The 24643-nt window shown below is 53.3% G+C and carries 24 protein-coding genes; 17 read left to right on the plus strand and 7 right to left on the minus strand.

Features of this window, described 5'->3' with window-relative positions:
* Window positions 1-14 precede the first annotated feature (14 nt).
* A complete protein-coding gene (locus tag RB620_RS02850) occupies window positions 15-1424 on the minus strand; it encodes an arsenic transporter (RefSeq protein ID WP_308092008.1) in 1410 nt (469 codons plus the stop codon).
* 12 nt (window positions 1425-1436) lie between these two features.
* On the minus strand, window positions 1437-1751 hold the full coding sequence (locus RB620_RS02855) for an ArsR/SmtB family transcription factor (protein ID WP_308092009.1): 315 nt from the start codon (window positions 1749-1751) through the stop codon (window positions 1437-1439).
* Window positions 1752-1987: 236 nt separating this feature from the next.
* On the opposite strand from RB620_RS02855, the gene RB620_RS02860 reads away from it, so the two are divergent.
* The 3 genes from RB620_RS02860 to RB620_RS02870 all read left to right on the plus strand — a co-directional run bounded on the left by RB620_RS02860 (window position 1988) and on the right by RB620_RS02870 (window position 5643).
* A complete protein-coding gene (locus RB620_RS02860) occupies window positions 1988-2971 on the plus strand; it encodes a bile acid:sodium symporter family protein (RefSeq protein WP_308092010.1) in 984 nt (327 codons plus the stop codon).
* Window positions 2972-3017: 46 nt separating this feature from the next.
* On the plus strand, window positions 3018-4796 hold the full coding sequence (gene pnpS / locus RB620_RS02865; RefSeq protein ID WP_308092011.1) for a two-component system histidine kinase PnpS: 1779 nt from the start codon (window positions 3018-3020) through the stop codon (window positions 4794-4796).
* Between the two features lie 124 nt (window positions 4797-4920).
* On the plus strand, window positions 4921-5643 hold the full coding sequence (locus tag RB620_RS02870; RefSeq protein WP_308092012.1) for a response regulator transcription factor: 723 nt from the start codon (window positions 4921-4923) through the stop codon (window positions 5641-5643).
* Window positions 5644-5696: 53 nt separating this feature from the next.
* Here the strand turns inward: RB620_RS02870 and RB620_RS02875 are convergent, their stop codons facing one another.
* From RB620_RS02875 to RB620_RS02890, 4 genes are read right to left on the minus strand one after another with little or no spacing between them, the layout of a single operon-like run.
* A complete protein-coding gene (locus tag RB620_RS02875; protein WP_308092013.1) occupies window positions 5697-6563 on the minus strand; it encodes an AraC family transcriptional regulator in 867 nt (288 codons plus the stop codon).
* Between the two features lie 20 nt (window positions 6564-6583).
* On the minus strand, window positions 6584-7015 hold the full coding sequence (locus RB620_RS02880) for a threonine/serine exporter family protein (protein ID WP_308092014.1): 432 nt from the start codon (window positions 7013-7015) through the stop codon (window positions 6584-6586).
* 15 nt (window positions 7016-7030) lie between these two features.
* Window positions 7031-7786: a threonine/serine exporter family protein gene (locus tag RB620_RS02885; RefSeq protein WP_308092015.1), complete on the minus strand. Its 756-nt coding sequence runs from the start codon at window positions 7784-7786 to the stop codon at window positions 7031-7033.
* On the minus strand, window positions 7783-8967 hold the full coding sequence (locus tag RB620_RS02890; RefSeq protein ID WP_308092016.1) for a M20 family metallopeptidase: 1185 nt from the start codon (window positions 8965-8967) through the stop codon (window positions 7783-7785). Before RB620_RS02890 ends, RB620_RS02885 begins: the two co-directional genes overlap by 4 nt.
* 201 nt (window positions 8968-9168) lie before the next feature.
* Here RB620_RS02890 and RB620_RS02895 point away from each other — a divergent pair, with 201 nt between their 5' ends.
* The 13 genes from RB620_RS02895 (at window position 9169) to RB620_RS02955 (ending at window position 23665) form a co-directional block, all read left to right on the plus strand.
* Window positions 9169-10332, plus strand: a complete 1164-nt coding sequence (locus tag RB620_RS02895; protein WP_308092017.1) for a methyl-accepting chemotaxis protein — start codon at window positions 9169-9171, stop codon at window positions 10330-10332.
* 130 nt (window positions 10333-10462) lie between these two features.
* Window positions 10463-11473, plus strand: a complete 1011-nt coding sequence (locus RB620_RS02900; RefSeq protein ID WP_308092018.1) for a PstS family phosphate ABC transporter substrate-binding protein — start codon at window positions 10463-10465, stop codon at window positions 11471-11473.
* A 206-nt stretch (window positions 11474-11679) separates the two neighbouring features.
* Entirely contained in the window at window positions 11680-12546 is an 867-nt protein-coding gene (gene pstC, locus RB620_RS02905) for a phosphate ABC transporter permease subunit PstC (protein ID WP_308092154.1), read from the plus strand.
* A gap of 1 nt (window position 12547) precedes the next feature.
* Complete coding sequence (gene pstA, locus RB620_RS02910; protein WP_308092019.1) at window positions 12548-13423, plus strand: phosphate ABC transporter permease PstA; 876 nt, start codon at window positions 12548-12550, stop codon at window positions 13421-13423.
* Between the two features lie 23 nt (window positions 13424-13446).
* Window positions 13447-14202: a phosphate ABC transporter ATP-binding protein PstB gene (gene pstB / locus RB620_RS02915; protein WP_308092020.1), complete on the plus strand. Its 756-nt coding sequence runs from the start codon at window positions 13447-13449 to the stop codon at window positions 14200-14202.
* A gap of 45 nt (window positions 14203-14247) precedes the next feature.
* Window positions 14248-14907 carry a phosphate signaling complex protein PhoU gene (phoU, locus tag RB620_RS02920; protein ID WP_308092155.1) on the plus strand — a complete coding sequence of 220 codons (660 nt, stop codon included), beginning with the start codon at window positions 14248-14250 and terminating at the stop codon, window positions 14905-14907.
* Between the two features lie 190 nt (window positions 14908-15097).
* The gene (locus RB620_RS02925; protein ID WP_308092021.1) at window positions 15098-16648 is read left to right on the plus strand and encodes a GGDEF domain-containing protein; all 1551 of its coding nucleotides are present in this window, start codon (window positions 15098-15100) and stop codon (window positions 16646-16648) included.
* Window positions 16593-17846, plus strand: a complete 1254-nt coding sequence (locus RB620_RS02930) for an EAL domain-containing protein (protein ID WP_308092022.1) — start codon at window positions 16593-16595, stop codon at window positions 17844-17846. The genes RB620_RS02925 and RB620_RS02930 overlap by 56 nt, the downstream gene beginning before the upstream one ends.
* A gap of 129 nt (window positions 17847-17975) precedes the next feature.
* Complete coding sequence (gene polA, locus RB620_RS02935) at window positions 17976-20654, plus strand: DNA polymerase I (RefSeq protein ID WP_308092023.1); 2679 nt, start codon at window positions 17976-17978, stop codon at window positions 20652-20654.
* Window positions 20655-20713: 59 nt separating this feature from the next.
* Entirely contained in the window at window positions 20714-21574 is an 861-nt protein-coding gene (mutM, locus tag RB620_RS02940; RefSeq protein WP_308092024.1) for a DNA-formamidopyrimidine glycosylase, read from the plus strand.
* Window positions 21575-21711: 137 nt separating this feature from the next.
* The gene (locus RB620_RS02945) at window positions 21712-22443 is read left to right on the plus strand and encodes an MntP/YtaF family protein (protein WP_308092025.1); all 732 of its coding nucleotides are present in this window, start codon (window positions 21712-21714) and stop codon (window positions 22441-22443) included.
* Between the two features lie 50 nt (window positions 22444-22493).
* Window positions 22494-23090 carry a dephospho-CoA kinase gene (coaE, locus tag RB620_RS02950; protein WP_308092026.1) on the plus strand — a complete coding sequence of 199 codons (597 nt, stop codon included), beginning with the start codon at window positions 22494-22496 and terminating at the stop codon, window positions 23088-23090.
* Window positions 23087-23665 carry a lytic transglycosylase domain-containing protein gene (locus tag RB620_RS02955; RefSeq protein WP_308092027.1) on the plus strand — a complete coding sequence of 193 codons (579 nt, stop codon included), beginning with the start codon at window positions 23087-23089 and terminating at the stop codon, window positions 23663-23665. The genes coaE and RB620_RS02955 overlap by 4 nt, the downstream gene beginning before the upstream one ends.
* Before the next feature lie 102 nt (window positions 23666-23767).
* On the opposite strand, the gene RB620_RS02960 is transcribed toward RB620_RS02955, so the two are convergent.
* Window positions 23768-23974, minus strand: a complete 207-nt coding sequence (locus RB620_RS02960; RefSeq protein WP_308092028.1) for an alpha/beta-type small acid-soluble spore protein — start codon at window positions 23972-23974, stop codon at window positions 23768-23770.
* Between the two features lie 110 nt (window positions 23975-24084).
* On the opposite strand from RB620_RS02960, the gene nrdR reads away from it, so the two are divergent.
* Window positions 24085-24570: a transcriptional regulator NrdR gene (gene nrdR / locus RB620_RS02965; RefSeq protein WP_308092029.1), complete on the plus strand. Its 486-nt coding sequence runs from the start codon at window positions 24085-24087 to the stop codon at window positions 24568-24570.
* Window positions 24571-24643: the final 73 nt, after the last annotated feature.

Raw genomic sequence — 24643 nt, forward strand, 5'->3', positions numbered from 1 at the left:
CTTTAATTTCATTATTAGTTGGATGCTTGGTTTTTGGCTTGCTTACTAAATTGAAGTTTGTTGAAGACAAACATAGCAAGACTAGCTATAACTGCTATAGCCGCGATGATGATCCAAATGTTCATGGTAACGGAGTCAATCACAAGCAGCCATAAGTACAAACCGATAAGGGTTATGAGTAGGGTTGGAATCGTCAAAATAATGCCGACATTAAAGTAATAGCCCCAACCAATTTTAACCCCTTTTTGCGAAAGCACGTGTAACCACAACAAGGTTGCAAGAGAGCCGATCGGCGTAATTTTTGGACCTAGATCGGACCCAATAACATTTGCATAAATCAGTGATTCTCTAACAATGCCTTCCGTATCCGTTCCTTTAATCGCAAGAGCATCGATCATGACGGTCGGCATGTTGTTCATGATGGAAGACAAAAGCGCGGCAATAAAACCTGAACCTACTGTTGAAATGAATAGCCCTTGTTCGCTAACCCATTGAAACACTTTCCCTAGCTCGTTGGTAAGTCCAACATTACGCAGACCATAAACGACTACATACATACCAATGGAAAATACAACGACAGCCCACGGTGCACCCTTGACCAGTTTCCAAGTATGAATCGCATGGCTCTGCCTAGCAAGGAAAAGGAAAACGATTGCTGCAGCTCCAGCAATAATGGAGACAGGGACATGGATGAATTCACTTAGCATATAAGCCACTAAAAGCACAGCGAGAATTACCCAAGATATTCTAAACAGACGTAAATCTTTAATCGCTTCTTTTGGTTTCTTCAGTTGCTTCAGATCATAGCTGCCCGGGATGTTCTTCCGGAAATAAAGGAACAATACGAGCAAGCTTGCAACAATAGAGAACAAGGTTGGTACAATCATGCGGCTTGCATATTCCACAAAAGAAATGGAGAAAAAGTCCGCTGACACGATATTTACAAGGTTACTGACGATCAGCGGAAGAGAGGCGGTATCGGAAATGAAACCGCTGGCCATGATATAGGGCAATATGAGCCGATCGTCGAATTTCAGAGCTCTCACCATAGCGAGAACGATAGGTGTTAGGATGAGAGCCGCCCCGTCATTAGCGAAAAATGCCGCTACGGCTGCACCCAAAAGAATAACGTAGACATACATGAGACGTCCGTTTCCTCCAGCAAAACGAGCCATATGAAGCGCCGACCATTCAAAAAATCCGATCTCGTCAAGTATTAACGAGATAAGAATGATCGCCACGAACGCTAGTGTAGCATTCCATACAATTAGGGTAACGTCCCAAACATCAGAGAAAGTGACCACGCCGCACAATAAGGCAATAATTGCACCAGCGGATGCGGACCAACCTATATTCAGCCCCTTAGGCTGCCATATGACAAAAATCAAAGTAACGATAAAAATAATCGAAGCAAGCGCGAGCATGTTACCTCCTGGTTAATCGCATTTTATGTTCGTTCGAGCGTTAAGCTTTTCTTTCATGGAAGGGAGCTCCTCCATTACATTTTGTAAATAGGGCTTGGAATTCGTATTCAAGGAGTAATAAATCCATTGGCTTCGCCTGCTTTCATTAACAAGACCACCGGATTTAAGCTTCCTTAGATGTTGACTAACGTTGGGCTGTGTTGTTTCCAAAATTTCTACGATGTCACATACGCACATTTCTTTTTCTTTCAATAAAGCCAGTATGGTTAATCGAGTTTTATCCGAGAGAAGTTTCATGCATTCAGATATCTCATCGATCTTGTTCATTGTTCGCTCCTTTTATTTGATAATATGTGTGTTGATCGATATTATTATATACGCAACTAATTATATAATCAATTGATTATATCGAAAGGAGTCAAGTCGCGGCTTACTAAACGGGATATTGCAAACGCTAAAGAAGGTTATTGTTATATTTTGTCGAAAGCACTAAGTAGTAAATCCGTAACCCTTGTCATTGGCATTTGTGGGGTGAAGTGGAGACTAGGCGGGGAGATTCGGTCATGGATATTCGCAAGTTCGGGTTAAGCTTTAACGCAACGTTCGAAAAATGGATGTTCCTCATCATACCGTGTTCGCTTGTTCTCGGATTTCTTCTCGAGCGGCCGCTGAGCCCTTTCGTTCCGGCCGTTCCTTATTTGTTCGCGTTCGTTACGCTCACGATGGCGATGGGCTGCGGGCTGCGCCAGCTGCAAGGCGTGATGAAACGCCCCGGCATCATGCTGCTTACGTTTCTGCTCGCCCATGTCGTATCCGCCGTCATTGCTTATGCGGCGGGCACGGCCATCTTCGGCGCCCATTCGCCGTATGTCGTCGGCCTGGTTTTATTCACCATTATTCCGCTCGGCGTGTCGTCCGTCTTATGGGTAGGCATGTCGGGCGGCAGCGTGCCGCTCATGCTCGCGATGGTCGTGCTCGATTCGTTGCTTAGCCCGCTCGTCGTGCCGGCCGGGATCCATCTTTTCTTCGGAACGGATGTGGCGGTTGAATCCGGTCCGCTGATGCTGGATTTGACGATTCTGATCGTGCTGCCGACCATCATCGGCGTAGCCTTGAACGAGTGGAGCAAAGGGAAAATCGCGGAGCAATCGAAGCCTTTTGCGGCACCGATCTCCAAGTTTTGTTTCGTCGCCGTCGTTGCGCTTAACGCTTCCGCTATCGCCCCATACGTGGACAAGCTAAAACATGATATGGCGGTGCTCGTTCCGATCGTCGTCGTCCTCGTCGGAGTCTGTTACGCGGTCGGCTTCGCGTTTACGGCCGGCCTGCGCGATCGCGAAGTGCAGACGACCGTTTCATACGCGACCGGAATGCGCAATATTTCGCTCGGCATCGTGCTTGCCATGGGCTACTTTAGTCCGTTGGCCGCCGTTCCCGTCGTGTTGTCGATTCTGATTCAACAGCCGATCGCGACGGTGCACCATTACGTTTTACATAAACTTAACAAAAACAAGACTGGCGAAACGGTCCGTACGCATGTACGATAAACGTTGGCAGATTTACGCGGGCCTATTGGGTAAGGAGTGAACGGACATGAACAGCTTTCGCACGAGGCTGACGCTCATCATCATCGCAATGACTGCTCTATCGGTAACGGCTGCGGGTTTCTTGATGATGAAGACGTTCAAGGATAATCATATCAGCGCGCTGGAAGACAATATGGTGCGGGAAATGCATCTGATTGCCAATAAGATGGAATGGCTGGAAGGCGATCCATCTGAGCAATACGTTTATTATACGGAAGAAGCCGTTGAGCTTAAGGGATACACCGACGCCCGCATCACGTTCATACGCAGCGACGGCGTCGTCATCGGTGACTCCGATTACGATGCCCGGAAGATGGACAATCACGCGACCCGCAAGGAAGTGAAGGATGCGTTCGAACACGGAATCGGCCAGTCCATCAGATCGAGCGACACGATCGGCGAGAGCTTGATCTACGTTGCGATTCCGGTGGAAATGCCGGTTAGCGGCGACACGTACGTCATTCGGCTGTCAATGAGCTTGCAAGAGGTGGAAGGCAGCATCGATCAATTGACGGTCGTGCTGATTGCCGGCCTGTGGATTCTGTGCGCCGTCGCCGCGCTGATCAGCTACCGGATCGCGCTTAGCTTGACGAGGCCGCTCGAGCAGATCACGAAAGTGGCCAAGCGCATCAAGAACATGGATTACCGCGCGCGGGTGAAGACGACGAAACAAGACGAGATCGGCGAGCTCGGAACGGCGATTAACGCCATGGCCGACAGCCTTCAAGTGCAGATGAGCCGCATCAAACAAAACGAGAGCCAGCTGGAGAGCGTTCTCGCGAACATGATCAACGGCGTCGTCATGATCGATGTAAACGGGCAAATCCTGCTTATGAACCGGAGGGCGGAGGAAGTGCTCGGCTTCTCCGCGCGCGAGCTAGTCGGCAGGCATTTCGCCGAAGCGAAGCAGCAGTACGAGCTTGCCCAGATCATTCAAGAGGCGCTGGACACGAGGGAGCATCTACGTGAAGAGATCACGTTCTACTTCCCGGAAGAACGATTGCTCGAGCTGAACCTGGTGCCGGTTCACGAGAACGACGGCGGGGATTTCAGCGGCGTTCTGCTCGTGCTCCAGGACGTGTCCGCGATTCGTAGGTTGGAGCGGATGCGCAGCGAATTCGTCGCGAACGTATCCCATGAGCTGAAAACGCCGATCGCGGCGGTCAAAGGATTCGCGGAGACGCTGCTCGGCGGCGCCGTGAAGGACGAAGAAACGGCCAGATCGTTTCTCCAAATCATTTTCGACGAGAGCGATCGACTGAATCGGCTAATTGGCGACATACTAGAGTTATCCAAGATCGAATCGAGAAGGGTGCCGCTCATCTTCTCTCCTGTCGAGATGGACGGCTTTATTGCCAAGACAGTTACACTTCTCGAATCGGAGGCGAAGCGCAAGGGCATCACGCTTGATCCAAACGTGGAATCGGGTTTGTACTTGGAGGCGGACGAAGACCGCTTGCGCCAAATCATGATGAACCTGCTCTCCAACGGCATTAACTACACGCCTGAGGGCGGACGCGTCGCGATTCGCATTCTTGCCCTTGGCGAAGACCATGTTCGGATTCAAATCAGCGATTCGGGCATCGGCATACCGAAGAAGGATCTGCCTCGCATCTTCGAACGGTTCTACCGCGTGGACAAGGCCAGATCCCGCAGCTCAGGCGGAACGGGTCTCGGTTTGTCCATCGTGAAGCATCTCGTGGAGCTGCATAAAGGCACGATTTCGGTATCCAGCACGGTTGGCGTAGGCACGACGTTCACGATCGACCTGCCGGTCATCCAGTAGAGGATGTAGAAAAAGGGTTACCCCTTTCGAATGAAAACATGATAAAATGTTAACAAAGAATTAATTAACCTTATGCAACGCGAGGCATTATGCCGCCGCGTGCCGGGTTAGGTTGGAGGTCGACATGTCGCACAAAGTGCTCGTCATTGAAGACGAACCGACATTAGCAAGGTTATTGTCATACAATTTGACCCAAGAAGGCTACGAGACGACCGTTATCGACCATGGCAGCGAAGGGCTGCAGACGGCGCTTCAGCGTAGCTTTGACTTGATCATCTTGGATATTATGTTACCCGGCATGAACGGCTTCGAAGTGCTTAGCCGGTTGCGCCAGCATGGCGTTCGCACTCCCGTTATTATCTTGACCGCGCGCAACGCGGAAGAAGAGGTTGTCCAGGGGCTGAAGCACGGAGCGGACGACTATATTACGAAGCCGTTCGGCGTGGCGGAGCTTCTCGCCCGCGTATCGGCCGTATTGCGTAGGACCCAGCAGGATGAGCCGGCTCCCGTCGTATCGAACGAGAAGGTGATTACGGTCGGCGAATTGTCGATTTACCCGGAGAAGTACGAAGTGGTCGTGAACGGCGAGCCGATACCGCTCCGCCCGAAGGAGTTCGAGGTGCTGCTCTATCTCGTGCAGCGGCCGGGAATGGTCATTACGCGCGACGATCTGATGAACGTCGTGTGGGGCTTCGATTACATCGGCGGTCAACGGACGGTCGACGTGCACGTCAGCTCGCTTCGCAAGAAGCTGGAGCTCGGGCAGCAGTCGGTGCAGATCGAATCGATCCGAGGCGTCGGTTATAAGCTAGTCATGCCAAAAAAGCTCGCAAGCCCTAAACTATAGGGGTTACGAGCTTTTTTTGTTTTCCTCGAAGAATAGCGAGGTTTCGCAAACCTTTATTGGCGTTGCCACGTCGACATCTTGCGCTGGAATTGTTTCGGGGAGCAGTCGTTGTATTTCTTGAACATCTTATAGAAATGGGCCATATTCGGCATGCCGATCTTCTCGCCAACCTCGGAGATGCTCAGATCCTTGGTAAGCAGAATACGTTCCGCCCACTTGACCTTCCGGTAATTGACGTATTCGGTGAAGGAAAGGCCGATCGTTTTTTTGAAATATTTGACGAAGTAGTAATAGCTCATATTGGCAATCTTGCATACTTCCTCGACTTGGATCCGATCGGTCAAATGGTTCTCCACGTAATCGAGCACCGGCTTCAGGCGCACCTTATCGAAGTTGTCCTGCTCGACGAGCATTTTGCGCGTATCGTTCCTGAGCAGCAGGAGCAATATTTTTTTGATCAGAATGCTTGCCGCAAGCTCGTACCCCGTCGTCTTGTTCGTCGCTTCCTCCAAAATCCGGCTGATGCAGCTCGCGATCTCCGCTTTTACCTCCGCATTTTCCTCAAAAATATAATTCGCTTTGCTAAGCGGCGCATGCGTCGCCGAGAAATAACGGATATACGGAATGGAGCTATGGTCGAAGAACTGCTCCAGGTCGAACTGAAGCACGATGTAATCAAGATCCTTGGCGCTTTTGTCGCGATGCAGCTCGGACGCGCCGATGACGACCAAGTCGCCGGGGCCGAGGTGGTAGCTGTCCTGCTCCAAATAAACGTCCAGATTGCCCTTCAAGACGAGCAGCAGCTCCAGCTGCTTATGGTAATGCCAATTCGTATACCCCGACATGTACCTCTGAGTCTGGAATATTCGCACCGACAACAGCGGATTCTCGTATCGGACTTTCTCGTTAAATGCGTCCATCGTTCCGACCTCCCGTCTTGTCAGCGTGCCGTTCGCCGTATGATTTGGTTGATGACTTCGGAGAAAATAAGGCCGATCGCGATCGCGCCCGAAATCATGAACGCCTTCACGGCGAGCTGCACGGCGGTATCGTATTGATCTTCGACGACATGCCTCATTGCGTCGTAAGCGAGGCCGCCTGGCACGAGCGGGATGATGCCCGCTACGCTGAAGATGATGATCGGCGTTTTGTAAAGCTTGGCGAAAAGCTGGCTAATGACGGTGACCAAGAACGCGGCGATCAGCGTCGCTGGTATGACGTCCAGTCCCAGCTCTATGCCGGCGTAATAAACCATCCAGCCGGCCATGCCGACAAAGCCGCAGTGGACGAGCAGCCGAGTCGGCGAGTTGAATATGAATCCGAACAAGGCGGATGAGACGAAGCTCGTAACGAGCTGCGAGAAAATATCCATGACGAGATCGAGCTCCTAATAAAAGATGGAAAGAATGGCCGCGATGCCGGAACCAACGGCGAAAGCGGTTAGGAACGCCTCGGCGCCCTTGGACAGCCCGGATACGAGGTGGCCGGCCATCAGGTCGCGCACGGCGTTCGTAATATGAAGGCCGGGCACAAGCGGCATGACAGAGCCGATGATGATTTTGTCCAGATCGTGACCGGCGCCGAGCTTGACAGCCAAGACCGACATGGTGCCGATCAGGAGCGCGGTCAGAAACTCGGCGAAAAACTTGATCGGTACGATCCGGTGCACGAATTGGAAAAATAAAAAACCGAGTCCGCCTGTCACAAAGACGGGGAGGAAGTCTTGCCAGCTTCCCTGGAACATGATGAGGAAACAGCCGCTTGCGATGGCCGCCGCCAAAACCTTTAGACCGGTCGGATATTCATGCTTGACGGCATCCAATTCCTTCAGTAGGCGATAAGCTTCCCCCGGCTCCAATCGCCCGCTGCATATTCGCCTGGAAATATCGTTTACCATGGCCACTTTGCTGAGGTTGGTGTTTCGCTCCGAGATCCGGATCAGCCTCGTCACCTGAGACGCGCCGTCGATCGCGAAGATCAGCCCGGTTGGCGTCACGAAGCTATGGGATTGCTCGATGCCGAAAGCGGCCGCGATCCGGACCATCGTATCTTCCACGCGGTACGTCTCGCCGCCGTTCTGTAGGATGATCTTGCCGGCAAGCAGGCAGGTTTGGGTGATCAGATGCGTGTTCTCGTGCGTCATTTTGCCGTGGCCTCGCTCTGCCGCCGGAATTCGTCCTTGATGCCTGCGAGAAGCTTGCCGTCCGCCAACACGTCGTAGGCTGTCGCTGCGAGCATCTTGGCCCCGAAGATCATCCGGTCCAGTGCCTTCTCCGTCATGGCCGCGTCGCGAAACGCTTCCGAATGGAGCATGAACCGCTCTTCGACGATCTTCACGTAAGGGTGGATCGCCGGGCAGCGGACCGATACGTTGCCGAGGTCTAAGGAGCCATGGTCCTTGCCGTTCTCGATCTCTTCCGGAGGGATGCCCGCCTCCCGAAGATTATTCATGAACACGGCCGACAGCGTCTCGTTCGTCATCAGCTCGTCGTACGAATACTCATAGTTGCCGACGCGAAGCGTGCAGCCGGTCGCAAGAGCGGCCGCTTCCGCGCACTTCAGCACCTTGGCGGCCAGCTCGTTCGTGTAAGCTCTGGTCCCGGATCGTACGTAAAACTTCGCCGACGCATAGTCGGGAATAATATTCGGCGCCTTGCCGCCGTTGTCGATGATGCCGTGAATGCGGGCGTCGCTCCGGGTCTGCTGGCGCAGCGCGTTCACGCTGCCGAAGAGCGCAAGCACCGCATCCAGCGCGTTCACGCCTTCATGCGGGCTAGCCGCGGCATGCGCGGCAACGCCGAAGTATTCGAACCGGATCGCATCGAGCGCCAGCGATTGGCCGGAGCGCTCGAAGCTGTGGTAGGGATGGGCCATCAGCGCGATGTCGCAATCGTCGAACAGTCCGGCTGCGGCCATTGGCACCTTCGCGCCTTTCGTCTCCTCCGCCGGCGTGCCGTACACGCGGATCGTCCCTCCGAAGCTTCCCGCAACTTCCTTCAGCCCGACGGCCGCCGCCGCGCTCATGGAGCAGATCAGGTGATGCCCGCAAGCGTGGCCCAGTCCTTCAAGCGCGTCGTATTCGCATAGGAACGCGACGACGGGACCTGGCTTGCTCGTATCGTATACGGCCAAGAAGGCGGTTTCAATCCCCAGCACGCCGCGCTCGATGCGGAAGCCTTGCCGTTCCAGCTCTTCGCATAACAATCCGGAGGCGAATACCTCCTCATGCCCAAGCTCTGGCCGATTGCCGATCTCGCGCGAGATGGCGCGGAAGATATCCGCCTTGTTATCTATGGTGTCCAACATCAATTGTTTGGCGTTCATGCTTTCATCCTCCGATAATTAACGTTCCATGCATATCAGTTTATCATAATGCGCATCAATATAGCGAAGGAAAACGACTACAAGACATCTACTCGTTCGACATTTTACACTACGTTTACACTTCTTTGAAACGAGGATGATGAATTGGGCCTATAGTAGTGGGTAGATAGAAACGATTGCCATGGAAAAGGATGTGAGAAAGTGTCAGTTATTACGGCGGAGAAATCGGAGAACAGAGCGGCAGATGCAAGCGAAGTCATGGGGAGACAGGGAGACGAGTTGAAGTCGGTGTCCAGCAGTCTTATGATTCGCGACTACTTGAGAGAAGCGCCCATCGCGGAAGCAGCAATGAGCTGCAGAGAAATGTTGTCCATTTTCAAAAGAAACTCCGAGTGCGAGTGTATCGTCATTACGGACATCAAATCAATTCCGATCGGCCTCGCGATGCGCAACCGCTTTTATTACAAGCTGGGTCAGCGATTTAGCGCGGATCTTTTTTATGACAAGCCTGCCATTAAGCTGGCAAACGAGGAACCTCTAATTGTCGATGACAATATGTCTCCTCAAGCGCTAATCGATTTGGCTCTGACAAGAGAAGGGGAAAAATTATACGATTGCGTCATTGTTACGACTAGAGGCAAGTTATCGGGCATTATGACGATGGCGGATTTGCTTCAATTATCTCGAGACCTGCAGCAAGAATCCATGATGTCGCAGCTGCAGACCATCGAAACGGTCGGGAAGCGCGTCAAAGAAATCGAAAAAGCGGTATCCGATGTTCTCGCTTCGACCAATGGCGGCGAAAAAATGTCTCTGGAGATGGTGGATCTTACGTTGTCGGGCAAAAACGAGTTGGACAAAGTGAGAGAGGCATTCGATGATCTTGCATCCAATTCGGAGCAGCAAGAACAACGCATGCAGGAGCTGCAGAAGGAAGCGGGCGCAATCGGCGGCGTATCCAAATTAATTAAAGAACTAGCCGAACAAAGCAACCTGCTCGCGATTAACGCTTCAATAGAAGCGGCAAGAGCAGGCGATCACGGCAAAGGATTTGCCGTCGTTGCTTCCGAGGTCATGAATCTTGCCAGCCAAACGAAGAAGTCGGCCGTCCAGATCTCGTCCATTACGGAATCCATCTTAAAGGCGATCGCCCAAAACGCGGAGCTTGTCCATAACGGCCGTTCGGCCACGATATCCAGCGAATCTTTCGTGAAAGAAGCCGAAGGCGCATTTAATTCATTATTCCATGTAGCTGCCGATAATCGCGCCAGCGCGAAACATATCGGCGAACAGTCGCGGCAGGCCTACGAGCAGTCGCTTCAAGTCTCTCGCGATATCGGGGACCTTCACCGAAGCTTCATGTAAATCGATAGAGCAAAACAGCCGAATTTTTTAACACGCAGTTTACAAAACGGGAATACCGCATTAACAATCGATTAGTAGTATAGAACATGTGAAGAGCAGCTGTTAGAAATTAATTAGAGGAGTGGTAGAGTTGGTAAAGAGCAAGGGTATCAAGGGGATCGTAACATTGGCGATGGCGGCATTGCTGGTATTCACGGCAGCATGCGGCAACAATGCAAACAGTGGAACAAACACGGGTGCAAACGGCGGCAACAATACAGCGACAAACGCGCCTGCAACCGACGCACCTACAGAAGAGCCAGCAGTTAAATTGTCCGGAGAAATCAAAGTAGACGGTTCCAGCACAGTGTTCCCGCTGACTGAAGCAGCTGCTGAAGAATTCGGCAAAGAACATAAAGACGTTCGCGTTCCTGTCGGCGTATCCGGCACGGGCGGCGGTTTCAAACAATTCTGCGCAGGCGAAATCGCGATTGCCGACGCTTCCCGTCCGATCAAAGACGAAGAAGCTGAAGATTGCAAAACTGCAGGCATCGAGTACACGGAATTGTCCGTAGCTTATGACGGATTGTCCGTTGTAGTCAGCAAAGATAACGACTTTATCGACCACCTGACTGTCGAAGAGCTGAACAAGATCTTCGTGACAGGCAGCACGGTTAAAACTTGGAAAGACGTTCGCGACACTTGGCCGGCAGAAGAAATCGTTATGTTCTCGCCAGGTGCCGATTCCGGCACTTACGACTACTTCAACGAAGCCATCCTTGACAAAGCGGGCATCCGCAATGACATGATCACGTTCAGCGAAGACGACAACACATTGGTTACAGGCGTATCCGGCAGCAAATTCGGCATCGGCTACTTCGGTTTTGCTTACTACGAAGAAAATGCTGACAAATTGAAAGTCGTTCCAATCGACGGCGGCAACGGCCCGATCGAACCAACGTACGACACGATCAAGGACAGCACGTATGCTCCACTGTCCCGTCCGCTCTTCATCTACGCGAACAACAAAGAGCTTGAGCGTCCTGAGGTGAAGGAATTCGTTAAATTCTACATTGCTAACATTGGTTCGATGGCTGGCGAAGTTGGTTACGTAGCCCTTCCGGACGAGAAGTACACGGAAGAAGCAGCTAAGATCCAATAAGATTCGAAGCAAAGAGATACGCGTAACTACACTGGGTGACGAAAATGTGGTGTCTCGTGGGACATCACATTTTTCGCGCCGAGTATGTTAACGAATTGTAAACGTAAGAGGGAGGCAGCCGCATGCCGAGCAATGCTTTGACAACGAAAGATAAGGCAACAGCCGAACCGAAAAAACACAATCCGTTCAAAAACGAGCGAGTAAGCATGATGAATAAAGTGATGCCCGTACTCCTGTTTCTGTGCGCCATTGTGTCCGTATTAACGACGATCGGAATCGTAGTAACCCTTGCTACCGAAACCTACCAATTCTTTAAAACGATACCTATATTCGATTTCTTATTCGGCACCAAGTGGTCGCCGCTAATCCCGCCGACTAGCTTCGGAATTCTGCCTTTGCTTGGCGGCACGATGTTGATTACCGTAATCGCTTGTCTTGTTGCGGTCCCGATCGGGCTTGCAAGCGCGATTTATTTGTCCGAATACGCACCGAAGTCCGTACGTAAAGTCATTAAACCCATTCTTGAGGTGTTGGCCGGCGTTCCGACGATCGTATATGGCTACTTCGCGCTGAGCGTAGTCACTCCGATCATTCAAACCGTATTCAACGGAACGGGCATATTCAATGCCTTGAGCGCGGGGATTGTCGTTGGCATCATGATTATTCCGATGGTCAGCTCGCTTAGCGAAGACGCGATGTCCGCGGTTCCTAGAACATTGCGCGACGGAGCTTACGCCTTGGGCGCAACGCGCTTTGAAGTCGCACTGAAGATTGTCGTTCCAGCCGCCTTCTCGGGCATCGTAGCATCCGCAGTTCTAGCCTTCTCGCGCGCGATCGGCGAAACCATGATCGTGACGCTGGCTGCCGGTTCGACGCCGAACCTGACCGCCAATCCGCTTGAAAGCATCCAGACGATGACCGCCTATATTGTGCAAGTAAGCTTGGGCGATACGCCTCACGGCTCCGTGGAGTACGGCTCCATTTTTGCAGTCGGTATGACCTTGTTCGTCATTACTTTCCTGCTTAATATTCTTGCCCAGTATATAGCGAGACGATTCAGGGAGGAATACTAATATGAATATCTTCCAAGACGCGAATCGCGCCCAAATTGCAGGCCGCAGAAGAATGGATTTTGCTTTGCATATTTTGTTCGTCATCGCGACTTCCATCGGCGTAGTTGCTTTATGCGCATTGCTAATCGATATTTTGATGGACGGCATCGTCCGTCTTCAGCCGGATCTGTTCACGCAGTTCCCATCCCGCAAAGCGGAAGGTTCAGGCATGAAATCCGCGCTTGTCGGCACGATTTACATGCTTTTGCTTATGGCGCCGATCTCTTTTATTTTCGGAGTCGGGGCAGCTATTTATCTTGAAGAATATGCATCAAAAAATAGGTTTACGCGTCTTATCCAATTGAACATCAGTACGCTCGCCGGCGTACCTTCCATCGTATACGGCATATTAGGTCTGGCTTTATTCGTTAGGCTGATGGCCTTGGATAGAAGCTTGATCGCGGGGGCTCTGACCATGACGCTGCTCGTATTGCCGATTATTATCGTGTCCGCCCAGGAAGCGATTCGCGCGGTGCCGAAATCGAGACGAGACGCATCGTTCGCGTTAGGTGCTACGAAGTGGCAGACCGTATCCAGATCCGTGCTGCCATCGGCTATTCCGGGCATCCTGACAGGCGTCATTCTTGCCATGTCCCGGGCGATCGGAGAAACGGCTCCGCTCGTCATGATTGGCGCATTGACTTATGTCGCATTCCTTCCGGAAGGTCTGAGAGATTCCTTCACCGTTATTCCGATACAGGTATATAACTGGCTGTCCAAGCCTCAGCCGGAGTTCAAGGAGCTTGCCGCCAGCGGGATCATCGTCTTGCTTGTGCTGCTTCTGTTAATGAACTTCTCGGCCATCCTGCTTCGCAACAAGTATCAGAAAAATGTGTAATCCAGAAGACGGAGGGAATCTAAATGACAACCTTGATTAATATAGAGAAATTGAACCTGTACTACGGAACATTCCATGCCCTGAAGGACGTCACGCTAACGATACCGGAAAAAGCCATTACGGCTTTCATCGGCCCATCCGGATGCGGAAAGTCGACATTGCTCCGAACGTTGAACCGGATGAACGACATGATTCCAGGTACGCGCATCGAGGGAGGACTCAGCATAGGCGGCACGGAAATCTATTCCGGCGAAGTCGACGTAGAGACGCTTCGCAAGAAAGTAGGCATGGTATTCCAGCAGCCCAATCCGTTCCCGAAATCCATTTATGACAATGTCGCTTACGGACCGAGGCTTCACGGCATTACGAATCGTAAACAATTGGACGAAATCGTAGAGAACAGCTTGCGCTCCGCCGCGCTTTGGGATGAAGTCAAGGATCATCTGAAACGTTCCGCTTTAAGCATCTCCGGCGGCCAGCAGCAACGTCTGTGCATCGCTCGGGCGCTTGCCGTTAACCCGGATATCCTGCTCATGGACGAAGCAACTTCGGCGCTGGATCCGATCTCGACGCTCAAGATCGAAGAGCTTGCCCAAGAACTAAAAGATAAATATACCATCGTGATGGTTACGCATAACATGCATCAGGCAGCCCGGGTTTCCAATCAGACGGTATTTTTCTTGAACGGCGAGGTCGTCGAATATTCCGATACGGAGAAATTGTTCTCGAATCCTACGGATCAACGCACGGAAGATTACATTAGCGGTCGTTTCGGCTAATACAAATAACGGTTTCCAAACGAACGGGAGGATTTAACCATAATGATGACAAAGCGGAAAGAATTCGATCAAGGATTGGAACAGCTTCATAATTTGTTGGTAGAAATGGGCAATTTCGTAGAGAACGCGCTAGTAGAATCCATGGAAGCTTTAAAATCCGTCGACGCGGACCGTGCTCGTATCGTCATAAGCGCAGACCCGCAGCTCAACGCAATGGAAGATAAAGTGATGGAAATTGGAGCAAAACTGATCGCTACGCAACAGCCCGTCGCCAAAGATCTCAGACGAATTTTATCCGCGTTCCGGATTGCAAGCGATCTGGAGCGGATGGGAGACTTGGCTCTTGACGTGGCCAAAGTCGTTCTTCGTCTGGAGGGACAACAACTTATCAAGCCGCTGATCGATTTGCCGCGCATGGCTGAAATCATTCAGACGATGACGTACGAATCGATCCAATCCTTTATCCATGAGAACGTGGACTTGGCTTACAAAATGGCGAAAGACGATGATCAGGTCGATGCCTTGTACGGTCAAATCACGAGAGAGCTTTCCCTCATGATGATGGAAAATCCGCGGAATATTACGCAAGCGTCGTTGCTTAGCTTCGTCGGACGGTATTTGGAGCGTTTCGGCGACCATGCCACGAATATCGGCGAAAGCGTCGTCTATCTAGTAACGGGAAGCAGACCTGATCTTAACGCATAAAAAATAGACTTCGCCGAGCAAGCACTTCTTGCTCGGCGGAGTCTTTTTTTGTATGATCGCGAGTTTGTCGAATTTTACCGAAAGTTTACGTTACCATGCATTGGAATTCACATTCTTTTGTTATGGTTAGCCTAACTGAACCTGCAAACGGCGCATGCCGAATGACACGGCTTGATCAAAGGGGATTCGTATGGGCGAGATAGGCTTCGGTCTTTTGAATCGAGAATTGATCAAAAAAATTAAAGAAATGTGGCGGTTCGGCGAAATCGCCGTTTTGTTCCTTCGGGTCCATTTGCCGAACGCGGAAGCCGAGAAGGCGCTTGCGCGGTGGGAGAAGGAGCAGCGGGGCATGTTCTGGAGACAGAAGCTCGGACAGGATTATTTGTTTTTTATGGGCGGAAACAAAAAAGGATCGGATATTAGGCGGACGACCGAGCAGGCTTCCCAGTCGCTACGGGAGCGTCTTGCGGCGGCACATATGCAGGCGGCCGAAGCGAAGGAACGCGAAGCGTCAGGTCAAATCGGCTGGTTGCATATCGGGCTGGCATACGCGGTCCCGGACCCTCATCAATCGACCGAATCTGTCGTGTTCCACGGAATGCTCGAAGCGATGGAGCAAAGCGCCTATTATGTTCACGCCGAAGAGGTGGATCGTCACGATTACAGTCTTATGGAGACAATCGAGGTGCAAGCTGCGACGGCGGAGGCTGCGATCGAACCGAGCCGGATGGATTCCGGCATGGGCGCCATTCCGATTGGGAGGCTCGCGGCGCCGATCCAGCAGTTCCAATTCCATGCCCGCGTCTCGGAAGTCGCGTATTTGTTCGATACGGACCCGAAAGCATACGGCGTCGTGATCGTGAAGGACAGCGAGCCGGTCGGGCTGCTCATGAAAGAGAAGCTGTACCAATTGCTGGCCGGCCAATACGGCTTGCCGCTGTATTGGAACCGGCCTGTCGATAGAATCATGGATAACCAGCCGCTGATCGTGGATGAGAATATGCCGGTGGAACAGGTATCGCAGCTGGCGATGGCCAGAAATTTCTCCAGGCTGTACGACATCGTTATCATCACGAGAGCCGGCAGCATGGCGGGGGCAACTTCGATCCGGGATATTCTGGAATGCATCACGACGATGCGGACGGAGGAAGCGCGCACGGCGAATCCGCTTACCGGTCTTCCGGGAAACGAAGGCATTCAATTCGAGCTGCAGCGACGGATAGGGGCAAGGAAACCGACCGCGATCGTTTACGCGGATCTGGATTATTTCAAGTGGTTTAACGACTGCTTCGGTTTCAGCCTCGGCGACGAGCTGATTCGGACCTTAGCTGGGCTCATGACTTCCGCGTTCAAGGACGGTGCGGATGAGCGCGCTTTTATCGGCCATATCGGCGGCGACGACTTTATTGCCATCCTGGATCCGGGTCTTGCGGAAGCAGCCTGCCAAAAGTTGATCGAACTGTTCGACGAGCGGGTGCAGCCGTTCTACGGAGGAAGCGAGGTCAAGACGGTCGAGGATCGGCATGGCAACCTAATCGCGCAGGAAGGCGTCACCTTGTCGCTGTCGCTTATGATTTGGGACGTTCGGGTGCCGATCTCGCCGGGGGATATTTCCAGAACGGCGGCAAGACTGAAGAAAAAAGCGAAAGCGACTAGCGGAAGCGTGTATGTCATGGAGCAGTTGGATGGAGCGCATCAGGAGAGGGACGAGAGCAAACGTGATCGAGCGACGCATGATTGAAGATTGGATACATAACCGGAAGTTGGAATTGGACGGCAGTAATTTGGGCGTCATCTACATGTCGTGGGATTCTTGGAAGGGCCATGGCTACGAGGGATTGCTCTATGCCCAGCCCGACTTGAGCACGAGCTGGAGGTCGTTCGCGGAATGCGAAGCGGAACGGATCTTCCATGCGAGTCTCCTGCAGACCGCCTTGCATTGGCGGAATAACGATTTATTTATTTCGATCAAACTTCCGTTAGGCAAACGCCATGCGCTGGAGAACTGGTTGATGGAGCTCGCGCTTGACGTCAAAGGCCAGTGGGAGCAACGTTTCTTGGAGAAACACGGCGTTGCGTGCGGCAACCTGCGCGCAGGCGTATCCGTGACCGAATCGCAAGGCGAGTGGGACAACGAAAGTTATTGGTACGAAGCGGTCAAAAACGCCATTCTGCAAGGCCAATCGGACATCAATCTGGAGCGCAGCATCAAGCGCAGGGCATTCAGCCGGATCGTGGCCGAAAGAACGTTGTATCCTGTTTATCAACCCATCGTGTCGCTGCGGGGCGGAGAGATATTCGGTTACGAGGCGCTGACCAGGCTGAAGGACCGCAGCTTGTTCGACGGGCCGCTCGACTTGTTTGATTTTGCCGAGAAGGAAGGCCAGGTGTACGCGCTTGACCGGGTGGCGCGAGGGCTCGCGATCGACGGCTGCGTCAAGCTGAAGGAAGGGCAGAAGCTGTTCATTAACGTGATGGCCCAAATTATGGAGGATCCCGGCTTCTCGCCCGGCGAGACGATCAGCTTGCTGGAGCAGCATCGTCTGTCGCCGCATCATGTCGTTTTCGAAATTACCGAACGGAGTGCGATTGCGGATTATCCGGCCGTGAAGAAGGCGCTGCAGCATTATCGCAATCAGGGCTATCAAATCGCGATCGACGATGTGGGCGCCGGGTATTCGTCGCTGCAATCGATCGTGGAGCTGAATCCGGACTTTCTGAAGGTGGATCGGTCGATTGTTCAAGGCATTCATCAGAACGAAATGAAAGAGCATGTCATGGGAACGCTGATCGATATCGGCGGCAAGATGGGGGTGTCGTTAATTGCGGAAGGCATTGAGAGCGAGGAGGAACTTCGTAAATTGGGTGAGATGGGCGTCCATTATGCCCAGGGTTATTTGATCGGGCGGCCGGAGCCGTTCCCGAAGGAGAACGGATAAGGGAGATGGGCTTTCCTTCCGGCATCGCTGTCTTCATGCTGACTGCGGATGCTTGGGGAAAGCCCATTTTGTGGTATGATAGGAAGTAGAATAACTATCGATGGATGGAAGAAGGTGCGTATCGTTCCTATGGATAAATGGATGTTAATCGATGGCAACAGCATCGCCTACCGGGCGTTCTTCGCTTTGCCGCCGCTCACGAATTCCGCCGGGCAGCATACGAACGCCGTATTCGGCTTCACGACGATGCTGCTGAAAATGCTGGAAGAGCATAAGCCCACGCATGTACTCGTCGCGTTCGACGCGGGCAAGGTGACGTTCCGCCACGAAGGATATACCGAATACAAGGGCGGCAGGCAGAAGACGCCGCCAGAGCTGTCGGAGCAATTCCCGGTTCTGAAGGAACTGATCTCCGCGTTTAATATCTCGCAGTTCGAGTTGTCCGGCTATGAAGCGGACGATATTATCGGCACGCTGACGAAGCAGGCCGACGAACGAGGCGTGCAAACGATCGTCGTGACGGGCGACAAAGATATGCTGCAGCTGGCATCGACGGGCGTAACCGTGGCGGTGACGCGCAAGGGCGTCAGCGACGTGGATATCTACACGCCGGAAGCGATCGGCGAGCGATACGGGCTGGAGCCGCTTCAGATCATCGATTTGAAGGGTCTCATGGGCGATACGTCGGATAATATTCCGGGCGTGCCCGGCGTAGGCGAGAAGACGGCGCTTAAGCTGCTTCACGATTACGGCAGCGTGGAGAACGTGCTGGACAACTTGGACAAGCTGAAGGGCAAGCTCAAGGAGAACATCGAAAACCACAAGGACGATGCCGTCATGAGCAAGAAGCTGGCGACGATCTTCCGCGAGGTGCCGCTAGATCGGGATACGGATGAGCTGCGCTGGGACGGGTACGACAACGAGAAGCTCGGCGACAGCTTGCGCAAGCTCGAGTTCAAGTCGCTGCTGGAGCGCCTGGAGCTGGGCTCGGACAGCGGCGCGACGGAGTCGGAAGCGAGAGCCGCGGCTGCCGAGCTGAAGGTGACCGTCGTCGCTTCCGAAGCGGATGCCGATTCGATCGATCGGCTGCTCTCTCGGCTGGAATCGTCGGACAAGCACGGCCTCTATATCGAAGCCATCGGCGAGAATCCGCATCACGCGGAGCTGCTCGGCATATCCGTCGCGCTGGAGGACGAAGTGTTCGTGCTGCCGCAGAATGCAGTAACCGGATCCTACGCGGCCGGATTGCGCGATTGGCTCGCGGCGGAGGACCGTCCCAAATACGGCTTCGACATGCACAAGTCAGAGCTGGCGCTTCGTTGGTCCGGTCTCACGCTTGGAGGCGCGGCGTGCGACGTGCAGCTCGCTGCCTATTTGCTCAACCCGACGGATACGCAGCTGTCGCTTAGCGCGATCAACGAGCGTCTAGGGCAGTCGGGCGTTCCTTCGGACGAAGCCGTCTATGGCAAAGGCGCGAAGTTCAAGGTGCCGGACGGCGAAGCGCTGTATCGCCATCTTGCCCTGAAGGCGGACGCGGTCAGGCGTCTCGTGCCGGTCGTCACCGAGGAGCTGTCGCGCACCGGTATGAGCAACCTTTATTTTGACCTGGAGCAGCCGTTGTCTCGCGTGCTTGCGGGCATGGAGCATCAAGGCATCAAGGTCGAGAGGGAAGAGCTGGAGAAGCTGGGCAAAAGCCTGGAATCGCAGCTCACCACGATCATGGCCGACATCTACTCGAAAGCAGGCACGGAATTTAACATCAGCTCGCCGAAGCAGCTTGGAGAGATCCTGTTCGAGAAGCTCGGTTTGCCCGCGAAGAAAAAAACGAAAACCGGCTATTCGACCGACGCCGAGGTGCTGGAGGAGCTCGCGCCTTACCACGAGATCATTCCGCTCATTCTCCACTTCCGCCAACTGTCCAAGCTCCAGTCGACGTATGTGGAGGGACTGCTTAAGGAGATTCGCGAGGAGACGGGCAAGGTGCATACGTATTACCGCCAGACGATCGCGGCGACGGGGCGCTTGAGCAGCCAATTCCCGAACCTGCAAAACATACCGATCCGTATGGAAGAGGGGCGCCAGATTCGCAAAGCGTTCGTACCGTCCGAGCCGGGCTGGACGATTCTTGCGGCGGACTACTCGCAGATCGAGCTTCGGGTGCTCGCGCATATATCCGGCGACGACAACCTGAAGGAAGCGTTCATCCACGACATGGACATTCATACGAAAACGGCAATGGACGTGTTCGGCGTGACGGCTGATCAGGTAGACGCCAATATGAGGCGTTCCGCGAAGGCAGTTAACTTCGGCATCGTGTACGGCATCAGCGACTTCGGCCTGTCGCAGAACCTTGGCATCACGCGGAAGGATGCCGCGGCGTTCATCGAACAATATTTCCACGTGTTCAAGGGCGTTCGCAAGTACATGGATGATATCGTCGCTCAAGCGAAGCGCGACGGCTACGTGACGACGCTGCAGGACCGCCGAAGATATTTGCCGGAGATCAACGCGTCGAACTTCAATTTGCGTTCGTTCGCCGAGCGGACGGCCATGAACACGCCGATCCAGGGAACGGCCGCCGATATCATCAAGCTGGCCATGGTACAGATGGACGAAGCATTGCGCGAGCGCGGGCTAAAGAGCCGCATGCTGCTGCAGGTGCATGACGAATTGGTGTTCGAGGTGCCGCCGGACGAGCTGGAGCTCATGAAGCAGCTGCTTCCGGACGTCATGTCCGGCGCGCTGAAGCTGGACGTGCCGCTCAAGGCGGACGTGAGTTACGGCGATAATTGGTACGAGGCGAAGTAACGGCAGCGCGGGCATCGGAGCCTCGGATGCAGTATAATGGATGTCAGGGGTGAGGAGACATGCCAGAACTGCCGGAGGTAGAGACGGTTAGACGAACGTTAATCGAGCTGATCGCGGGCAAGCGGATCGAATCCGTGACCGTGAAGCTCCCTAGAATTATACAAAGACCGGCGGAGCCTGAAGCTTTCGAACGGGCGCTGGCCGGTCGCACCGTCCAGACCGTGGAGCGTAGAGGAAAGTTTCTGCGCATCGTGCTGGACGGTCTCGTGTTAGTGTCGCATTTGCGCATGGAAGGTCGTTATGGCTTATTCGGCGCGGATGAGCCGGTCGAGAACCATACCCATGTGTTGTTCCGCTTCGATGACGGGACCGAACTTCGCTACAAGGACGTTCGCCAATTCGGCACGATGCATCTGTTCCTGCCGGGTGAGGAGTTCCTGCTGCCGCCGCTGAACAAGCTGGGCTTGGAGCCGCTGGAAGCGGAGTTCACGCTTCATGCGCTGCGCGAGCGGCTGCAGAAACGATCGACTCGCATCAAGCCGCTGCTGCTGGCTCAGGAGCATATCGTCGGTCTTGGCAATATTTACGTGGACGAAGCCTTGTTCCAAGCGAAGATTCATCCGGAGCGGGAGCCGGGCAGCTTAAGCGGTTCCGAGTGGAAACGACTGTACGAAGCGATTCGCGAGACGCTATCTCGGGCGGTGGAAGCAGGCGGTTCATCCGTGAAGTCATACGTGAACGGCCAAGGCGAGATGGGCATGTTCCAGCATCAGCTGCTTGTTTACGGCCGCAAGGACGAACCATGCCCGTCGTGCTCGAGGCCGATCAAGAAGTTCGTTGTCGGCGGCAGGGGCACGCATATTTGCGAGAACTGCCAGTCATTGAAGCCGAAGAGAGCAAAAGCAGCGATTGTCGAGTAGATCCCACTCTTATTCTTGTCATTGTGCACCGCGGCCATCTCCCCGCATATGATGATGTTGTTACGAACGATAGGCGTATGCCCCTAACAACATCAACCGTTAGCCGGCATCCGCTGATTGCGGGGAGGAGCCATAGGTTGATTGCACATCTGTTATCCTTGGTCGTGTTGGCGTTCGCCGTCAGCTTGGACGGATTCGGGGTCGGCGTGACGTACGGGCTTAGGAATATCCGGATCCCAATCGTATCGGTGTTCATTATCGCGTGCTGTTCGGGTCTCATCATATGGTTATCCATGCAAGCGGGAGGGTGGCTAAGCGGTTTCGTCTCGGAAGGCGCGGCCAAAATAATCGGCGCATCGATTCTAATCGCGATCGGCTGCTGGGCGCTCATCCAGCTTTGGCGCAGCAAGCATCACAAAGATCCATCGGAAGACCAAGTACCGATTGCGGGTCCCGCCCGCGCTGTCGATAGCCTTCGTTTAGCCGACACCAATCGAACCGCCCGCGACGAAGAAGCCGCCGCCATGCAAATCATCAAGCTGGAATTAAAAAGGTTGGGCCTCGTGATCCAAATTCTGCGTACGCCGCAAGCTGCCGACGTTGACCGGTCCGGCATCATTTCGGCATCTGAAGCGGTCATGCTCGGCGTCGCCTTGTCGCTGGACGCGTTCGGAGCCGGCCTCGGCGCCGCGTTGCTCGGATTGCCGGCGATGCTCACGGCCGTCGTCATCGCGGTATCGAGCGCGGTATTCCTCGTCGGCGGAACGCAGCTAGGCTTGCGCTTCTCTTCAAGGCAGGGCATGGGGCGGGCGTTATCGGTGCTGCCAGGTATATTACTTATTATGATGGGCATTCTGAGATTGCTGTGAGCGCCATGAACCGAACTTTTTGAACTTGCATTTTAAGTTGAGGTGAGACCATGATTATCGGATTGACCGGCGGAATCGCCAGCGGGAAAAGCACGGTATCCCGAATGCTTGCCGAGCGCGGAGCCGCTCTGGTCGATGCCGATGCGGTTGCCAGGGAGGTCGTCCAGCCGGGAGAAGCCGTGCTGGAGGCGATTTCCTCTCTGTTCGGACAAGCCGTCATCCAGGAAGACGGCACGCTGAACCGCAAGGCACTCGGCGATATTGTCTTCCGCGACAAAGCGATGCTGGAGAAGCTGGAAGGCATCACCCATCCCGCTATTCGGGCGCGCATGCGGGAAACGATCAGGCGGCATGCGGAAGCCGATCCGAAACGGCTTGTCGTCGCGGATATTCCTTTATTGTACGAAACGAAGCAAGCACATTTGTACAAAGGTGTTATGGTCGTTTACGTGCCGGCGAGCGTTCAAGTGCAACGGCTTATGGAGCGTAACGGGATGGAACGCGAGGAAGCGGAGCGCAGAGTTTCGCTTCAGATGGATATCGAGGAGAAACGCGGCTTAGCGGATTGGGTAATCGACAATAGCGGTACGATCGAAGAAACAAACAAGCAGATCGAAATCTTTTGGAAGCAGCAGGAAATGACATGAAGAAGAAACGAATACGGGTGAAGAAAAGATTTTATCTCATTGTGTTGATTGGTCTTATTGCGATCTTATTTTTGAAATCGGATTGGCTGGCAACATGGATGTATCCCGTCCATTACAAAGAAGATATTCGCGCCAGCGCCGCGAATTACGATCTTGAACCGCATCTGATCGCCGCCATCATTCGGGCCGAATCCAATTACGAGACGGGCAAGGAATCGAAGAAGGGCGCGCTCGGCTTAATGCAGCTGATGCCAACGACTGCCCATTGGGTCGTGGAGAAGGCGGGGTTCGATACCGTGAACGACGATATGCTGCGACACCGCGCGGATGTGAGCATCGAAGTAGGCGCCTGGTATCTAAGCTGGCTTAAGAACCAGTTCGACCATAACGTAATCGCCGCCGTGGCCGCCTATAACGCCGGTCAGGGCAACGTAAACAAATGGCTTGATAGCGGGGAATGGAACGGGAAGCTGGAATCCGTAAGCGATATCCCGTTCGGCGAGACCAGGCACTATGTACAACGCGTCATTTATTATTATAATAAGTACAAGGATTTGTATCCCGACTTCGAGTAATTCCGACATGCGTATATAGACAGAGAAGCCTTGAAGGGCTTGTCGCTTCAGGACAAGCACCTCCAAAGCCTCTGTTATTCATACTAGCCTAATGAATCAACGTTATTTGTGGCCAGCCAGGGATTGCTCGGCAATTTGGACCAGGCGACGAGTGATGGAACCCCCGATGGAGCCTGCGTCTTTCGTTGTCATGTTCCCGTAGTAGCCGTCTTGCGGAAACGAGATGCCAAGCTCTTGTGCGACCTCGAATTTCATTTGGTCCAGAGCTGCATTCGCTTGTGGTACAACCAGGTTGTTGGACGCTGCCATTGATGTTCACCTCCTTGCGGTTGGTAACTGTATTATGTGCGTTATTCCAAAGTTCATTACAGGAAACCAATGGGAGAAAACAACGAAAGTAAGGAAGGAGGCGCTAATCAATGAAATGTCCTTATTGCGACTTCGCGGGGACGAAGGTGCTGGATTCGCGTCCGGCCAACGAAAACAAATCGATCCGCCGCCGACGCGAATGCGAGAAGTGCAACCGTCGCTTCACGACCTTCGAGATGATTGAAGAAACTCCGCTTATCGTCATCAAGAAGGACGGCAGCCGCGAAGAATTCAGCCGTGACAAAATTTTGCGGGGCCTCATTCGCGCCTGCGAGAAGAGACCCGTTCCGGTCGAGCAACTCGAAGTGATCGTATCCGAGGTCGAGAAGGAGCTGCGCACGACGGCCGTCGCCGAAGTCGACAGCAGCGAGATCGGCAGCATCGTCATGAGCCAGCTGTACCCGGTCGACGAAGTCGCGTACGTCCGTTTCGCATCCGTATACCGGCAGTTCAAGGATATCGACATGTTCATGAAAGAGCTGAACAACCTGTTGTCTAAGCATCCGATGAACGGCGGGGGCAGCGAAAGAACGTAATTCATGACAGATGCAAAATAAATCATAAATGGATTGACAGTATTTCCATCCATGTGATATGATCATTCTTGTC

It is taken from the genome of Paenibacillus sp. LHD-117 (assembly GCF_030929555.1).
Taxonomy (GTDB): Bacteria; Bacillota; Bacilli; order Paenibacillales; family Paenibacillaceae; genus Pristimantibacillus.

What these genes read in the sequence shown, in the direction of transcription:
- pstC (WP_308092154.1), top strand. Translation starts at nt 11,680, where the DNA reads ATGATGAATAAAGTGATGCCCGTACTCCTGTTTCTGTGCGCCATTGTG.
- RB620_RS02850 (WP_308092008.1), bottom strand. Translation starts at nt 1,424, where the DNA reads ATGCTCGCGCTTGCTTCGATTATTTTTATCGTTACTTTGATTTTTGTC.
- RB620_RS02955 (WP_308092027.1), top strand. Translation starts at nt 23,087, where the DNA reads ATGAAGAAGAAACGAATACGGGTGAAGAAAAGATTTTATCTCATTGTG.
- polA (WP_308092023.1), top strand. Translation starts at nt 17,976, where the DNA reads ATGGATAAATGGATGTTAATCGATGGCAACAGCATCGCCTACCGGGCG.
- pstA (WP_308092019.1), top strand. Translation starts at nt 12,548, where the DNA reads ATGAATATCTTCCAAGACGCGAATCGCGCCCAAATTGCAGGCCGCAGA.
- RB620_RS02860 (WP_308092010.1), top strand. Translation starts at nt 1,988, where the DNA reads ATGGATATTCGCAAGTTCGGGTTAAGCTTTAACGCAACGTTCGAAAAA.
- RB620_RS02930 (WP_308092022.1), top strand. Translation starts at nt 16,593, where the DNA reads ATGGAGCGCATCAGGAGAGGGACGAGAGCAAACGTGATCGAGCGACGC.
- RB620_RS02890 (WP_308092016.1), bottom strand. Translation starts at nt 8,967, where the DNA reads ATGAACGCCAAACAATTGATGTTGGACACCATAGATAACAAGGCGGAT.
- RB620_RS02925 (WP_308092021.1), top strand. Translation starts at nt 15,098, where the DNA reads ATGGGCGAGATAGGCTTCGGTCTTTTGAATCGAGAATTGATCAAAAAA.
- nrdR (WP_308092029.1), top strand. Translation starts at nt 24,085, where the DNA reads ATGAAATGTCCTTATTGCGACTTCGCGGGGACGAAGGTGCTGGATTCG.
- mutM (WP_308092024.1), top strand. Translation starts at nt 20,714, where the DNA reads ATGCCAGAACTGCCGGAGGTAGAGACGGTTAGACGAACGTTAATCGAG.
- RB620_RS02875 (WP_308092013.1), bottom strand. Translation starts at nt 6,563, where the DNA reads ATGGACGCATTTAACGAGAAAGTCCGATACGAGAATCCGCTGTTGTCG.
- pnpS (WP_308092011.1), top strand. Translation starts at nt 3,018, where the DNA reads ATGAACAGCTTTCGCACGAGGCTGACGCTCATCATCATCGCAATGACT.
- RB620_RS02885 (WP_308092015.1), bottom strand. Translation starts at nt 7,786, where the DNA reads ATGACGCACGAGAACACGCATCTGATCACCCAAACCTGCCTGCTTGCC.
- coaE (WP_308092026.1), top strand. Translation starts at nt 22,494, where the DNA reads ATGATTATCGGATTGACCGGCGGAATCGCCAGCGGGAAAAGCACGGTA.
- pstB (WP_308092020.1), top strand. Translation starts at nt 13,447, where the DNA reads ATGACAACCTTGATTAATATAGAGAAATTGAACCTGTACTACGGAACA.
- RB620_RS02960 (WP_308092028.1), bottom strand. Translation starts at nt 23,974, where the DNA reads ATGGCAGCGTCCAACAACCTGGTTGTACCACAAGCGAATGCAGCTCTG.
- RB620_RS02855 (WP_308092009.1), bottom strand. Translation starts at nt 1,751, where the DNA reads ATGAACAAGATCGATGAGATATCTGAATGCATGAAACTTCTCTCGGAT.
- phoU (WP_308092155.1), top strand. Translation starts at nt 14,248, where the DNA reads ATGACAAAGCGGAAAGAATTCGATCAAGGATTGGAACAGCTTCATAAT.
- RB620_RS02870 (WP_308092012.1), top strand. Translation starts at nt 4,921, where the DNA reads ATGTCGCACAAAGTGCTCGTCATTGAAGACGAACCGACATTAGCAAGG.
- RB620_RS02880 (WP_308092014.1), bottom strand. Translation starts at nt 7,015, where the DNA reads ATGGATATTTTCTCGCAGCTCGTTACGAGCTTCGTCTCATCCGCCTTG.